Source organism: Leptothoe sp. PORK10 BA2 (assembly GCF_034932105.1).
In the GTDB taxonomy this organism is placed as follows: domain Bacteria; phylum Cyanobacteriota; class Cyanobacteriia; order Phormidesmidales; family Phormidesmidaceae; genus Leptothoe.
Genome location: NZ_JAYGIG010000144.1, coordinates 14,310 through 29,189 on the forward strand (window position 1 = coordinate 14,310; position 14,880 = coordinate 29,189).

Genomic DNA, 14,880 nt, shown 5'->3' on the forward strand with positions numbered 1-14,880 from the left:
TAGAGCCGAGAGCTGAGCGATGGAATCGGGAATTTCGGTGATTTGGTTAGAGCTGAGGTCGAGGTGTTGTAGAGCCGAGAGCTGAGCGATGGAATCGGGAATTTCGGTGATTTGGTTAGAGCTGAGGTCGAGGTGTTGTAGAGCCGAGAGCTGAGCGATGGAATCGGGAATTTCGATGATTTGATTGGTGAAGGCGATGAGGGTGTCTAAATTCGATAGTTGGGCCACCCAGCCAGGAATATTTCCTAGGGAGTTGCCACTTAGGTCTAAATGACGCAAATGGGTCAGGTTCGCTAACCAGTCAGGTAACTCTGTTAGTCCATTGCCAATGGTCAGCGGCCCCCACTGCCGTTCCCCGTTGATGACGGTATGACCCCATTCCTGGTTGCCATTCTCATCCTTTTTGCCTTTGCCCAATATCAACCGCTCAAGCTGAGTCAGCCTACCCAGCTCCTCTGGCAGTTCCGTCAGCCCCTGCCCTGCCAGGTCCAACTCCGTCCATCCTGCCGCCGCTGCCCGGTCAATCAACGCCAGCAGCTCATCCTTAGTCATTGCCATCGCCTAACCCCAGTGCATACTCCCATATTGGCAAAAATTGCTCAGTTTTGCCCTCACTAGCAGATTAATAAACCTTGTCCACGTCCAGAACTGTAGTTTTTTCAGTGGGAAACCTCCAGGTTTCAACTTGGACGTGGTTTAAAATCAGAAAATTGGTAGCATAACCAAAATTTTGACGGGCAGAGCCCAGTCGTAAGCTGGAACTCTGAATGGGCTCCAGCTTTACGCAGCTGGGAGAGCGGAACTGAACCCAGCCACACACAACGGAGCAGATCGCCTTGACCAGCGGTCGGGAAACGGGGTTGAAGTATCTCACTCTGGAAGCTCCCGGTGTATGGCTTTTGCCCCCGAGGAAGGACATTCGATTGGTCGTCTATGCAACAGTTGAAAAAAATGATACTGGAAATATTACGGAAGGGCGATAACATTCCTGCGGGGTGCTATTTTCAGATTTTCTAGCCTTGTGCTAATGCTATCAGTCAGATCGGCCATTCATGTTTGATCGATATAAGCGGTATGTCCTTAAAAAGTCCGACCAACTTCCGCTCAATGTTGTCTTAATGGTCCTATTTGTATCTCAAACGGTGACGGCTGTGGGACTCACGGGCTGGTTGTCCCTACGTAATGGTCGCAGAAATGTTGATCACCTAGCGCTTGAGTTGAGCGATCAAGTGGTTGCCCGGATCCAAAACCAGGTGCTGAATTATCTGGATGGACCCCATCGGCTAAATCAAGTATTTGAGGGTGCGATCGCAAGCCAAACACTCAACCCCGACGATCCGCTGGCCCTGCGAACTTTCTTTTGGCACCAAATCAGGCGAGCCCAGCCAGGATCAACACTTTTATATGGCAATCCTTCAGCTGAAGTCATCGGCATCCATAAAACCTGGGATAGTCGGTGCCTGTGGGGGATGCAGACCATGGCCACCAACTTTAAATGGAATGTCTACGATATCGACGAATTTGGACAGCCCACCACACTCGTCCAAAGTAAGGAGCGCCCCCATCAACGCTACCGTCCTTGGTATACAGCAGCCCAGCAAAAACAGGAGCCTACCTGGAGCCCCATTTTTCAGACACAAACCGGGCTTGATCTGGTGATCACAGCGGCCCATCCCCTGTTTCAGCCCAATGGAAAACTGCTGGGGGTGCTGGGGGTCAAGATTCCCCTGGCGCAACTCACCGAGTTTTTGCAAACGCTTACCATTAGCAACTCCGGTCAAGCCTTTATTATGGAGCGCTCAGGGCAACTGGTGGCGACCTCTGGCCAGCAGCTGCCTCTGATGTCCATGGGCACTATCCAACAACGGGTGAACGCCATTACCAGCAGCGATCCATTAATTCAAGATGCCAACCACCATCTGTTGGAACACTTTGGCTCATTGGATAACATTGATCAAAAAAAGAGTCTCACCATATCCCATGACGATCATCACAACCTGATTAAGGTGGCCCCCTTGACCGAGGGCCGTGGGTTAGATTGGCTGGTGGTAGTCGTCATTCCAACGTCAGATTTTACCCAAGAGCTCCAGGCCAATACTCGCAAAACCGTGGTGCTCTGTTTGGTGGCTCTGCTGTTGAGTTTACTGTCGGGCATGCTGGCCAGTGGCTGGATTAGTCGGACTAAACAACAACTGGCCGAGGCGAATCAACTGTTGACCACACAGCTCATGGCCACCTTGGAGTCTACTGCTGAGGGCATTTTATCCCACACCCAGTCGGGAGAGATTTTGGCCTATAACCAGAAATTTGTAAAACTGTGGAATATTCCAGAGTCTTTGTTGGCCGCTGACAGTATTCCCCATGAACGTTGGCAGTTTCTGGCGGATCAAACCCCAGACCCGGATACATTTATGTCTAGGGTTTTAAACCTGTGGCAAGAGACCCCAGATGTGGAGGCACTGGAGCTAGTCGAGCTGCGGGATGGCCGCATTTTTGAGTGTTATACCCAGGCACAATGGATTTGCGATCGCATCATCGGTCGCATTTGGACCTATCGGGATGTCACCGACAGTCAACGCGCTGTCGCCAAAATGGCAGCCCTCAATCTAGAGCTAGAACGTCTGGCCCATCTCGATGGACTCACCCAGGTAGCCAACCGTCGTTACCTCGATAGTTACCTAACTCAAGAATGGCAACGCATGGCCCGAGAGCAACAAACCCTATCCCTAATTTTGTTCGATGTCGATTTCTTCAAACTCTACAACGATCATTATGGGCACCCAGCTGGAGATCATTGCTTAGTCCAAATCGCCCAAACAGCCCAACAGACTATTAAGCGACCTGCCGATTTAGTCGCTCGCTACGGGGGGGAAGAATTTGCCATTGTGTTGCCAAACACCACACAACAGGGAGCCATTGAAATCGCCCAGCATCTACAAACGGCCATTCAACAATTGCAAATTGCCCACAGCCAGTCAACGGTGAATCCGTTGTTGACCATTAGTCTGGGGCTAGCCTGTGAAATTCCTACCCCTGGTACCAGGCCAGATCAGTTACTGGCGCAGGCCGATAAAGCCCTATATAGAGCTAAACAGCAAGGACGAAACCGTTACTGTGTTTATGCCCCAGAGTCAAAGGTTTCATCCCCAATAGATCCATGAATGCACAGGTGCTAGCATATGACTGCTAAACCAAATCCCCCTAAAGATGGCTAAAGATGTTTCCCATCAGCAGGTGAAAAATGCTTTGATCCAAGACCTGCCTCCACTCAGAAATCTAGGTGATGCAAACTGACTCAGCCCGCCTCTGGAAAACAAGTTTTCCGGGCATTGAACTCTTCGAGGCAAAATTACGCCACCATCGGTTTGGGAAACACTTTCATGAAGCCTATACCATCGGCTTTAACGAAAGTGGCCAAGGCTGTAGCCAACACCGTGGGAAAACCCATTTCCTGAGTCCTGGTAGTTTTAATTTGATCAACCCAGGTGTCATTCACACGGGTCAAGTGGCTTCTCCAGTGGGCTGGAGCTTTCGTAATCTCTATATTGATTTTTCACAAATCGAAAAGATATTAACCCAGTTAGACGGGACAGGCCCAGGGATTCCATATTTCAAAGCACCGATCCTTAAGGAGCCGTCTCTAAAACCAATTTTCTATGGGCTTTTTGACTGTTTAAAAACACCCACATCTCAGTTACAGCAACAGTCTCTGTTGTTGGGCCTCCTGTCAAAACTATTCCAATTAAATGCAGAAAACTCTTTTAGTATCAGAGCCGCTCAGCCAGAATCAACGGCTGTTGCCCTTGTGCGGACCTACCTTGAAGCTCACTATACCGACAATGTGTCCCTCAATGAGCTGGCCCAGTTGGTCAACCTCAGCCCCTACTATTTAATCCGCTGTTTTCGGCAGCAGGTGGGCTGTGCTCCCCATCAATATCAGCGTCACTGGCAGCTGGTGCAGGTAAAGCAAGCCTTGCAGACTAGTCGGCAAGCGCTGAGCGAGATTGCAACTGACCATGGATTCTATGACCAAAGCCATCTCAATCGTGCCTTTAAGCAAACCTATGGTGTCACCCCTGGTCAATATCAAAAGGGCAATTCTGTCCAATACGGCTTAGCCCAGATATTTTTAACCTAGAAGCCAACATCTAGGGATATCCATGACTTTCTTGAAAGACTTTTCACTGTCTGCTGCGATCGCAGGTTTTGTCTCCGTCCTCGTCGGCTTTACCAGCGCTGGAGTCATCGTATTTCAGGCCGCACAAACAATGGGCGCATCCCCGACTGAAATTGGCTCCTGGCTGTGGGCTTTAGGCTGGGGAATGGGCCTGACGGGCATCATTCTATCCCTACGCTATCGAGTACCGATTGTGATGGCTTGGTCCACCCCTGGAGCCGCCATGTTGGTAACCACCACCGCCGATGTCAGCCTACAGGAAGCCACCGGAGCCTTTTTAATCTGTGGGGCGTTAATCACTCTATTTGGCTTTACCGGCTGGTTTGAGCAGCTGATAGAGCGGCTGCCGCTGTCCCTCGCATCAGCCATGCTAGCGGGGGTGTTACTACAGTTTGGCCTCCATGTCTTCACAGCGATGCAAACCCAGTTTGTCATGGTTTTTCCCATGTTTTGTCTATATCTGATTATGCGTCGCCTATGTCCCCGCTACACGGTGGTTGCAGCATTAGGGTTAGGGATTTTACTGGCGGGGGTCCAGGGGTTATTGCAAATGGAGACGGTGCAGTTGCAATGGGCTACCCCGGTGTTTATTACTCCACAGTTTTCTGTCAATGGGCTGATGGGGATTGCCTTACCGTTATTCATTGTCACCATGACATCCCAAAATGTGCCGGGGGTCGCCACCATTCGTGCCTTTGGTTATCAAGTCCCCTCATCTCCTCTGATTAGCTGGAGTGGTGTTGCTACCTTATGCCTAGCTCCCTTTGGGGCCTTTGCCATTAACCTGGCCGCCATCACTGCAGCCATATCCATGGGGCAAGAAGCCCACGAAGACCCGGCTAGACGTTATGTGGCTGCGGTGATGTCAGGGGTGTTTTATATCGTGGTGGGGCTGTTTGGCGCCACGGTGGTGGGCCTGTTTTCGGCCTTGCCTCGGGAGTTGGTGGTTGCGATCGCAGGTTTAGCGCTCCTTAGCACCATCGGCAAGGGCCTAGTCAGTGCCTTGACCCAAGAGAACGAACGGGAACCCGCACTGATTACTTTCCTGGTCACCGCATCCGGGATTAGCTTACTGGGGATTGGTTCAGCCTTCTGGGGATTGTTGGCCGGTACCCTAGCAATCCTCATTGCTCGACTTAACTATCGGGTTACTCCTCCTTAAGTCAACGCCTATCGGGCTCAGGGAGTTTTAAGATGAGATTATTTCAGGATTATGGACGTTCTCTTCGCACCGTAACAACGGTGCGAAGAGAATGGGTCTAAGAGATTGTTTATATCGCAAGCAAAGGTGAGCTGTTTTACCGCCAAAATGTTAGTACGGAAAGCGTTCAGCCCTCTCGGGTAGTGAGGCTTGGCACCCTTGAATGATCTAGGAATCTAGAAAGTACCCCCGCGGGTGCTGTGGCGACCTAGTCTCATTGCATAGACTCAATGTAGTCGATTGGAGCAAGTCTGTCAGACTGACTGACTCACTCCTTTACAAAGAAGTCAACAATCATTCCTGAAAGGATATTTAGCATGCCAGCAGCTTCAAAAGAAATGCGCTATTGGGTCGATGTCGCCATTGAGTGTGTTCGCCGCGACCATACGCCTACATTCGGCAAAGGCGATCAACGTGGACCCTTTAGAACCGCACGAGCCCTCGGCATGGCGCTAGGTGCATTGCACGACGGCTATGTATTGGTTGCCGGTAGAAAGCCACTCCTGACACTTTCATTGGACTCACCCACCCAGTCTCTTGACCCTGTCGTCACAGGTGCAGCAGCTTGCCATCAACTACTGCTGCTGCGCTACCCCACCCAGTCTGCGGAACTCAACGCATCCTGGGATTTTTGGGTACGCCTGTTTGAGATCTCTTTTCCGCCGATGGTGCCCTCAGAAAACTATGGACGCATGGTTGGCAATGCCGTTCATCTCCTTGGCATCAATGATCGCCAACTTGCCAATACCATGGGCTATACACCCAGTGGCCCCTATACCCACGATGCTCCGCCCACTGAACCTAACCAAAGATTTGCCGGTTCAGTTTGGGGTAATGCAGCCCGGCTAGTGACCGAGCGGGTAGAGGATTTTGCCCCACCTCCAGGTCGTACTGGGCCGACAACTGTGGTACCCAATGCACACTTCGCCGCCGACTTCCTCCGAGTTCAGACCAAGGGTGCGCAACAAAACCGAACTCGCACAGGCGATGAAGAGGTCATCGGTATCTATTGGGGATATGACGGCCCTCCCGAGCTAGGTACCCCACCTCGCCTTTACATGCAGGTGGTGTTGTCAGTGCTAGATGATATTGAAAGCCGCAAACCAGGTGCTCTGAGTGTACAAGAAGAGTTGCAAATCATTGCTGCAACAGGATTGGCTATGGCAGATGCGGGCATTGATGCTTGGCATTACAAATACTCGCCTGATCACATGATGTGGCGCCCAGCGCTCGGCATCCGGTTTGGGCTAGGTGATTTGGCCGCTCCCGAGTCTGAATGGCTGCCCTTGGGTCGGCCCGATACAAATGGGAAAGGCCTGGCGTTAACACCCGACTTTCCGGCCTATCCTTCTGGACATGCAACTTTTGGGGCGGTAGCCTTTCAGCTTTTGCGCACCTTCCTCGTTCAAAAGGGATTGGCAACCTTTTCACTAGAAGGTTTGGACAATGTCGATTTCTGTTTTGTCTCCGATGAGTACGATGGTCGCAATACAGACCCTCGCACCCAGACGCCAAGACCGAGACTGCCTCGCAAGTACTCGAGTCTCTGGAAGGCCATCATTGACAACTCAGTTAGCCGAGTATTTCTCGGTGTCCATTGGCAGTTTGATGGCGTTACGATCAAAGGTGCCGATCCTGATGGTGAGTTCGGTGTCCCCTGTGCCCCCGAAGATCTGGGTCGCCGTGGTGGTGTGTGGCTGGGCTGCCAGCTTGCTAATCAGGTGGCAGCCAAAATTGGTGTTTCGCAGTGCACCATCGACGACTCTAAGGTTTAACCACGGTTTGATAATCGTTAAACAATGGTTGAACAGCCCAGATCAACTAGTGCTCAACTCAACCTTGTCCACGTCCAGCACTGTAGTTTTTTCCGTGGGAAACCTCCAGGTTTCAGCTTGGACGTGGTTTAGTTCCCAACTAGCAGAAAAATAGATTGAGCTGCCTAAAATCGCCCATACTTCCTGCAGATACCTTAAAGTATCTGTTGCGAGTGTGGGCGATTTTTAATGGTTTGCAAGATCGATGACAACTTAGTTGCTGGGAGTTTTGCTTAAAGGCTGGGTTTTAGGGAGTACTGGCTGCTGTAACAATTTTGGTAACGCCTCAATGTTCGGTGGACTTTGGGAATATCACTGAAATGACGGGATGGGCGAATGCATGATGTACCGGCAAATGTATCTCTAAAGTCGGGCGATTTTATAGGGAAACACGATGCAATCGACAGGTGGTTGTCAGGCCATTGTCAAGTGACTTTCAAGTGCTGCACAGTTAAAGCCAACCGATTGGAACAGCCTGAATATGATGGATAACTTTATGATAAAAGTGAAAGCTCTGTTTCAGATGGCGTTTGTTGTGCCCTTACTCGCGCCCCTACTGGCCATGCCTCTAGCCGCTCAGCCGGCTAGTCAACCAGCTAGCCAGTCGGCCAGTCAATCGGCTAGATTCCGCGATACTCAGGAGTATTGGGCGTCAGCCTGTATTGATGGCATGGTGCATCAGGGGATTATGCAGGGCTATCCTGATGGGAGTTTTCGGCCTAACGGTACCCTTACTCGCGCTGAACTTGCAGCCGTTATTGTTAAGGCTTATCCCAATGCGCCAAAGGTGAACAATGCGCCAACTTTTGTGGATGTTCCCTCCGGGTTTTGGGCTGCGATCGCAATTCGGCAAGCTTACGAACGGGGCTTTTTGGCGGGCTATCCCAATCGTCAATTTCAACCCAACCAAGTCTTGACTAAAGCGCAGGCAGTGACGATTTTGGCTAAGGCGCAAAAAGTGGCTATGCCTGCCGATACTGAAGATACGCTGATTCGCTACTTTGACGATGCGGCCAGCATTCCAGACTATGCGAGAGGTGCGATCGCAGCCGCCACCCAAGCCAATCTCGTAGTCAATTATCCAACGCTCAGGACGCTGAAACCCACTGCCGCGATCTCCCGAGGTGAAGTAGCCGCACTGCTTTGTCAGGCCAATGCCGCTAGCTTGAATCCTCAGTATCGAGTGCCCGCTCAATATGTGGTGCAGTTCCAGTCCGGAGATAACAGCATTTGGCAACAGGCAACGCTGCTCAAAGAGTTCACTCCCCACAATCAGGTTGACCCCTTAGACAATATTGCCCTCCTGCAGAATCAGCTATTTTTCTTTGCAGAGGCTTCTCGCCGCACAGCCCTTCCCAATGCAGGCAATCATGTGTTGGCCGCAAGTGGTGGCCTGTGGGTGACAGATGGAACAGCAACAGGAACCCGATTGGTGAACGATCAAATCCTTAAGGTCGATGTCAACGGTCAACCGCAGAGCAGTTTTCCCACCTTCATGGGAGCCTCAGCTCAGCGAGTTTGGTTTACCACAGAACCTTTGCAACCCAATGACTTGATCAATCGCCTCTGGAGCAGCGATGGCACCACAACGGGCACAAAAGCGCTCGCCGCTCTCAGCCCTGAGTTAAATCAAGCCTTGAGTCAGGCCAGTCGGTTGGATACACAACCCAATCTCTTTCTCAACGAAAATTATGTGTTTTCGCTCACGACTCCAACAGAAACACAGCTTTGGCAAAGCGATGGTCAAAACAACACTCAAGCCTTGGGTCAGTTTAAACATCAACCACCTCAAGGGGGATTAATTCCTAACCTGTTCACGAGTAATGGTAGACAGCTTTTCTTTGCCCTGCGGGATGCCCAAAGTACCACCCAGCTTTGGCGCAGTGATGGCAGGCCAAATGGAGCGATCGCCCTGCAAACCCTCAACCCAGCAGGCGAACCCTTTACCCCTTGGCAAGATCACATCTATGTCCAAGCAGAAACCCCCCAAGCCGGTTGGGAATTTTGGACGAGCGACGGCACCCCTAGCGGCACCGTCTTACTCAAGGATATTTATCCCGGTGCAGAAAGCTCCGCCCCTCGATTACTCACTGGCCTCGGCTCCACGTTCTTTGCCTTGGCAAACTCTCCCCAAGGATTTGAGCTTTGGTCTACCCAGGGCACCTCAGCCAGTACGCGCCTTGTTAAACGGCTGAGTGCTCAGCAATCCAGCAATGCTGAGCGCACATTTTTTGTTCATCAAGGTCGATTATTCTTTAGTTTTTTAGGCCCAGCACCGGTCGCCGGTGAAAGATCTTTTGGCTCAGGTCATGAGCTATGGGTAACCGATGGAACAGATGCAGGAACAAAACGATTAGCCATATTTTCCAATGGGAATGTCGACAGGTTTACGGTCTTTAAAGATCGTCTCTTCTTTAGTGGAGGAGGTTTAAATGGACAAGAACTTTGGCGCACTGATGGCACGCCCCAAGGAACACAGCAAGTTGCCGACTTATCGCCAGGAACCAGTCTGATTGCTCCGCCCTGCATGCCTCCTAACCCACAAAATCCCACCCCAAACTGTCCGCTCCCTTTTGAACAACAGAACTCCAGTCTGCCGAGAGATCTCACCGTTCATGGCGACTGGCTCTATTTCATCGCCAACAACAGCGAGCTGTATCGCACCGATGGCACAACCGAAGGGACAGTGCGAGTCAAACGCTTCGCAAATACCAACAGCACTCGACCTAATCGAATTGTCAAACTCAATCAGCAGCTAGTGATCATCACCGAAATACCCACAGACGAGGCTTCCTCCATTCAATCCAATCGCCTTCAAATTTGGTCGCTTAAGTGATCCGATTGCGAAAGGCTATATCGCCAAAACCCAGTCCTACAAGATGATCTACTTGTCAGCTCTACCCGCATCGAAATGGATCTGTACCATAAAGCAGAGTCGAAGCTAACTTTCACCTCGCTGTCACAATAAATCTTTGTTTTTTGTTTTTACCCGCTCGTAAAACTCTTCCATTACCTCAAGAAACGAATTATCTCGATGCCAGAAGGGTGGAAAGTCGCCTTGTTTTTTGACCAACACTGCCGACACGCCTGACTGCTCAGCTACCTCAATCGTTTGGGGCAGTCGCTTTGCCCCCTGCCAGAAGTCTTTTAGGCTAGCCTCAGCAGTCGCCTCAGTCACGGGACGGGTGTAGTAAGTCTCGACTGCGTTGGGCGGCTGTTGCTGCATCATCATCTCAGCCGACAGGGCTTGCCCCAGTGGTGACTTGGCCAGTTCCTTTTTCAAAGCTTCCCGCGATAACCCGCGCAGCTCAAACAGCAAAAACGGGTCTTCATCGAGCTTGGCGGCGATCAGGTAATGGACCCCGGCAATGTGTTTACAGGGGTTACTGTAATCCGGGCAAGAACACGCCGTCTTAAAATCTTTTTTGCTACTGGGGAGCAGCCTTAAGCCCAGTGTCTTGAAGCTGTCTTCGATATTGTCAGGGATTTCGTTGAGCAACAGCCGAGAGATTAGGCTGGCTTTGGAGGCAATCAGGGCAATCACCGCTGCCCATTTGGCTTTGCTAATCGGCTCAAACTCGATGGTGGTCGTGTACAGAGGCTCTTTATAAACACCAAAGTACGGATTGACCGAGCCCCTTACCTTAGCTGTCACCAGGCCATCCTTGATGTCAAAGCTCTTGACCTTGCCCCCGCGAGCATAGGTGCGCCCCCGACCCAGGCGATTAGGCTCTGTGAAGCTTTCCAGCGCATGGATGAACTTTTGTCCCCACCAGGTTCTACTAAATTCAGCCATGATGTTTACTCCAAAACGGCACTGCGGTTGAGCGAAATCAATTGCTTAAAGGAGTCGTTATCAAGCTCCGTTAGCCAGGATTCATCCGACCCGACAATGGATCCTGCCAATTTCTTTTTATCTTCGATCATCTGGTCAATGCGTTCCTCTAAAGTACCGATGGCGACAAACTTATGCACAAACACATTTTTCTTTTGCCCAATCCGAAACGCCCGATCCGTCGCCTGATCTTCAACGGCGGGGTTCCACCAGCGGTCAAAATGGAAGACATGGTTGGCCTTGGTCAGGGTAATCCCTACCCCGGCAGCTTTGAGTGACAGCACAAAGATCGAGGGAGCTGTCTCTGGGTCTTGAAATTCGGCAATCATCTGCTCTCGCTTTTGGCGGTTGGTGCCACCGTGCATATAGTAGGTGTTGTAGTGGCTGGTGTGCTTGAGGTATTGGGTCAGGGCTTCGCCAATTTCACGATATTGGGTAAAGATCAGGGCGCTTTCATTTTCCTCAGTTACCTCGACCAGCATTTCGATCAGACGACTCAACTTGTGCGATCGCTCCGTAGAAAACTCGCTGTCATCTTGCAAAAACTGTCGAGGGTGATTGCAGATCTGTTTTAGCTTGGTTAACGTCGCTAACATCAAACCTTTGCGCTGGATGCCATCGGCTGCGGCCAGTTGCTCTCCAATATCTTTGATCACGGCCTCATACAGGGAGGCTTGCTCTTTGGTCAGGTTGCAAAAGAGCTTTTGTTCGACCTTGTCGGGCAGGTCTTTGATGATGGATTTGTCGGTTTTAACTCGTCGCAGGATGAAAGGTTCGACCAGCTTCTTGAGGGTAGCTGATTTGGCAGGCTGGTTATCTTTTTGGATGGGCAGCTCAAAGTTTTTGCGAAATTGGGCTTGTTTTCCTAAATAGCCAGGGTTCAAAAAATTAAAAATTGACCAGAGATCCATCAGACGATTTTCGACCGGTGTGCCAGTCAGGGCCAGCCGGTGCTTGGCTTCTAGCTTGAGAATGGCCTTGGTCTGGGCCGTCTTGGGGTTTTTGATATTTTGGGCTTCATCCAGGACAATCCGATGCCAGGTCGGGCTGCTGAGCAAGGCGATATCTTTACGCGCCAGGGTAAATGACGTGATGACGACATCGTGCTTGCGGGCAATCGCCTTAAAGTCTTTGGCCGCGTTTGCTCGCTCAGCGCCGTGGTGGATCGCCACCTTCAGGTGGGGTGCAAATTTATCCAACTCGCGGAACCAGTTGCCGACAACGGAAGTGGGGGCAATGAGTAGGGTGGGTGGGAGCTGCTTAATTTTGGCTTGGGCGGCTTCTTCCCGTTCTTGCACCAGTCGGGCAATCACCTGGACGGTTTTGCCGAGCCCCATGTCATCGGCCAGGCAGCCGTTGAGGCCCAGGTTATCGAGATAGTGCAGCCAGGCCAGACCGCGTTTTTGATACTCTCGCAAAGTCCCCTGGAGTTGGCTGGGGTCGGTCATGGTTTCGAGATGGCTCTTGTCGTTGAGCTGGGTCAACATACTTGAGAGCACATCATCTCGGTCATAATCGACTTCCAGGTCTTCATCCCCCTCAGCGGCAAGTTTCATGAAGTCTAGCAGACTCAGCTCCGGATTCTCAGCCTGCTGCTTTTTCCAAAACTCCAGCATCTGCTGCATTTTTTCGGGATCTAGCTCCATCCACTGCCCCCGGAATTTGACCAGGGGGGCTTTGGCGTTGACCAGCTGCTGCCATTCTTTCTCAGTGACGGGCTGCTCTCCAATCGAGAACTCATATTGGTATTGCACCAGGGTCTCATAGGAAAAGTAGCTTTTGGCTTTATCGTTGCCGCCTAAGGATTTGCCCTTGGCCTTCAGACGAATCTTGGCCCGCTGTCGTCCTTTCGGCGTCCACCAGGCGGGGACGATCACTTTATACCCGGCATCTTCTAGGACCCAGGCGGCTTCTTTGAGAAAATTAAGGGCGGTCTCAAGATCGATGGCGATGCCCACCGGCTCATCGGTCTCTAATCCTTGCCAAAACTTGGGATAGATGCGGGCGGCATAGCCCAGGTTCATGAGTAAATGCTGCTCAAAGTCATCGCCAAACTGCTGACGCAGTTCTTTTTGTTGCTTGCCGCGCAGTCGCCAAAAGTCTGAGAGGGGCACCCGCAGGGAGGGATCTTCCTTGGGGGCGACCTGAAACAGGATCTGCCAATCGTCTTCGGGCTGGTCGGGCTCTTGCAGTTGAAAGTAGATATGAAAAGGAATGGCGGTTTGGGAGCGGCTGATGCGATCGCGCCAGCTCTGCCACTGTTGATATTGCTCTCGCCACGCCGGTAAGGTCCAGTGCGTATTCAGGTTAGGAAAGATGCAGTGGTAGACCAGGGAGTCTTCTAGCTTTTTAAGCCAGCCCTGGGGAAAAGCGGTATGGGTAATCAACTCCCCCAGAAAACATTCAGAAAAATGCCTGAGTAGGCTGGCTCGATCGTAAAATTCAGTTGCTTTTGTGGGGGCTGTAAATCCTGCCACACAGGCTAAGGGCATATAGTCTACATAGGTCTGGATATCGGTCTCGTAGCGTTCACCGATCAGATCCCAGGCGGGGTATATCTCGAAGTCACTGGCTTTGGCACTAGTTTTAGCGCTAGTTTTGGCGCTGGTTTTGGTGGCTGTTGCAGTGCTTGCTTTACTTTTACGAGTTCGCCCCGCCGCTGTTTCTGTAGCTGCTGTTTTTGTAGACGTAGTTTTACGTTGAGCCTGACTCCGGCCCTTTTTCGGCGGGGCAGATAGCTCTCGATACCGCATGGCAGGGATATATTGATCTCGCTGGATCACCTGCTTTAGCGCCTGGGTATAGTGATACCAAAACAACAGATCGGGCCCGAGTTGCACCTCGGCCAGGTTGTAAAGGGCAATAAAGTGCAGGTCATTTAGCAGACTGAGCACCCGTTCAGCGGGTACGGCATAGCAATCGATGTCCCAAAATTGATAGTCAAAGGTCTCGGGCAGGTCTTGCTCTAGATAGCGAGATAGCTCTAGAGAAGGCAGGGGCTGCTTGGCAGCGGTGGGCAGCAAAAAGTGCTGGGGGGCAATGTCATCCTCAATCTGTCGGTATGGTGGCGGCTTAATGCCCAGTTCAGTCTCTAATAAGATCGCCAGTGCTGCTTTAGGCACCTGATATGGATGACCAGACTTACGACGATGGTTGCTTTGCTCGCTCGTTTCTACCCATAGGCAAAATTGCCCTGGTTGAATAAACGTCGCTTCTGCTTGGGGAATCCAAGTGCCATGCAGAATTTTCATTACACATGCTGACTGACTAGGGGGTTGCTGCTGCTATCTTACGAGGTTACGGTCTCCTCAGGAACCTGGCAAGGCAAAAATTGCATCGTAGAGCGTCTCGGCCAAATGGTCAGCCTCTTTGCGAGTCACCACCAAAGGTGGACATAGAATCAGGACGTTGGTAAAACCAGGAATCGTATTCGTATTGAGGCCAATGATCACCTGTTTGCCCATGCAATACTGAGTCACTGAAGCCATCGCAGCACTCTCCAGAGGCGTTTTGCTGACTTTGTCTTTCACCAACCCCACGCCTAGCAGCAGCCCCTTGCCCCTGACATCGCCCATATTAGGATGGTCCAGCAACCGTTGCGATTTGCCCAACAGATACTCACCACCAGTTAGGAAAACTCACTGACACACCAACCTTACGATGGGTCTTTCAATCCTTTATGGCGATTCACTGGGTCTCGATTGAAGGTAATCCACAGATTGTCAACTGGAGTTTAGACAAAAAATGTTGAGAGAGCGATCAGCCCTTGAGCCAGATCGCTCCATAGACGAAGCTGAGGAAACACAACTAACCTCAATCGTCTATGAACAGTGTTACCAACCTCAAAGCATTT

At 51.2% G+C, this 14,880-nt stretch carries 9 protein-coding genes; 5 read left to right on the top strand and 4 right to left on the bottom strand.

What is annotated here, in order from left to right; translation table 11 throughout:
• Positions 1 to 552: leucine-rich repeat domain-containing protein (locus tag VB741_RS23140; RefSeq protein ID WP_323367585.1), on the bottom strand; the 552-nt coding region annotated here is incomplete at its 3' end.
• A gap of 500 nt (positions 553 to 1,052) precedes the next feature.
• Between VB741_RS23140 and VB741_RS23145 the strand changes: the two genes are divergently transcribed.
• The 5 genes from VB741_RS23145 (at position 1,053) to VB741_RS23165 (ending at position 10,028) form a co-directional block, all read left to right on the top strand.
• Positions 1,053 to 3,161 (top strand): diguanylate cyclase domain-containing protein, encoded by a 2,109-nt coding sequence (locus VB741_RS23145; protein ID WP_323367586.1) that lies wholly within the window; start codon positions 1,053 to 1,055, stop codon positions 3,159 to 3,161.
• A 122-nt stretch (positions 3,162 to 3,283) separates the two neighbouring features.
• Positions 3,284 to 4,138, top strand: a complete 855-nt coding sequence (locus VB741_RS23150) for an AraC family transcriptional regulator (RefSeq protein WP_323367587.1) — start codon at positions 3,284 to 3,286, stop codon at positions 4,136 to 4,138.
• 22 nt (positions 4,139 to 4,160) lie between these two features.
• Positions 4,161 to 5,339: a benzoate/H(+) symporter BenE family transporter gene (locus VB741_RS23155; protein WP_323367588.1), complete on the top strand. Its 1,179-nt coding sequence runs from the start codon at positions 4,161 to 4,163 to the stop codon at positions 5,337 to 5,339.
• A gap of 356 nt (positions 5,340 to 5,695) precedes the next feature.
• Positions 5,696 to 7,153, top strand: a complete 1,458-nt coding sequence (locus VB741_RS23160; RefSeq protein WP_323367589.1) for a vanadium-dependent haloperoxidase — start codon at positions 5,696 to 5,698, stop codon at positions 7,151 to 7,153.
• A 535-nt stretch (positions 7,154 to 7,688) separates the two neighbouring features.
• The gene (locus VB741_RS23165; RefSeq protein WP_323367590.1) at positions 7,689 to 10,028 is read left to right on the top strand and encodes an S-layer homology domain-containing protein; all 2,340 of its coding nucleotides are present in this window, start codon (positions 7,689 to 7,691) and stop codon (positions 10,026 to 10,028) included.
• 123 nt (positions 10,029 to 10,151) lie between these two features.
• Here VB741_RS23165 and VB741_RS23170 read toward each other — a convergent pair whose 3' ends face one another.
• The 3 genes from VB741_RS23170 to VB741_RS23180 are packed head-to-tail and all read right to left on the bottom strand — an operon-like array spanning position 10,152 to position 14,602.
• Entirely contained in the window at positions 10,152 to 10,988 is an 837-nt protein-coding gene (locus tag VB741_RS23170; protein WP_323367591.1) for an SWIM zinc finger family protein, read from the bottom strand.
• A gap of 5 nt (positions 10,989 to 10,993) precedes the next feature.
• A complete protein-coding gene (locus VB741_RS23175) occupies positions 10,994 to 14,278 on the bottom strand; it encodes a DEAD/DEAH box helicase (protein ID WP_323367592.1) in 3,285 nt (1,094 codons plus the stop codon).
• 57 nt (positions 14,279 to 14,335) lie between these two features.
• Entirely contained in the window at positions 14,336 to 14,602 is a 267-nt protein-coding gene (locus tag VB741_RS23180) for a hypothetical protein (RefSeq protein ID WP_323367593.1), read from the bottom strand.
• Between the last annotated feature and the right edge of the window lie 278 nt (positions 14,603 to 14,880).

Excerpts from the sequence above, each read along its gene's own strand:
- VB741_RS23160 (WP_323367589.1), top strand. The coding sequence starts at position 5,696 with ATGCCAGCAGCTTCAAAAGAAATGCGCTATTGGGTCGATGTCGCCATT.
- VB741_RS23150 (WP_323367587.1), top strand. The coding sequence starts at position 3,284 with ATGCAAACTGACTCAGCCCGCCTCTGGAAAACAAGTTTTCCGGGCATT.
- VB741_RS23180 (WP_323367593.1), bottom strand. The coding sequence starts at position 14,602 with ATGGGCGATGTCAGGGGCAAGGGGCTGCTGCTAGGCGTGGGGTTGGTG.
- VB741_RS23155 (WP_323367588.1), top strand. The coding sequence starts at position 4,161 with ATGACTTTCTTGAAAGACTTTTCACTGTCTGCTGCGATCGCAGGTTTT.
- VB741_RS23175 (WP_323367592.1), bottom strand. The coding sequence starts at position 14,278 with ATGAAAATTCTGCATGGCACTTGGATTCCCCAAGCAGAAGCGACGTTT.
- VB741_RS23170 (WP_323367591.1), bottom strand. The coding sequence starts at position 10,988 with ATGGCTGAATTTAGTAGAACCTGGTGGGGACAAAAGTTCATCCATGCG.
- VB741_RS23165 (WP_323367590.1), top strand. The coding sequence starts at position 7,689 with ATGATAAAAGTGAAAGCTCTGTTTCAGATGGCGTTTGTTGTGCCCTTA.
- VB741_RS23145 (WP_323367586.1), top strand. The coding sequence starts at position 1,053 with ATGTTTGATCGATATAAGCGGTATGTCCTTAAAAAGTCCGACCAACTT.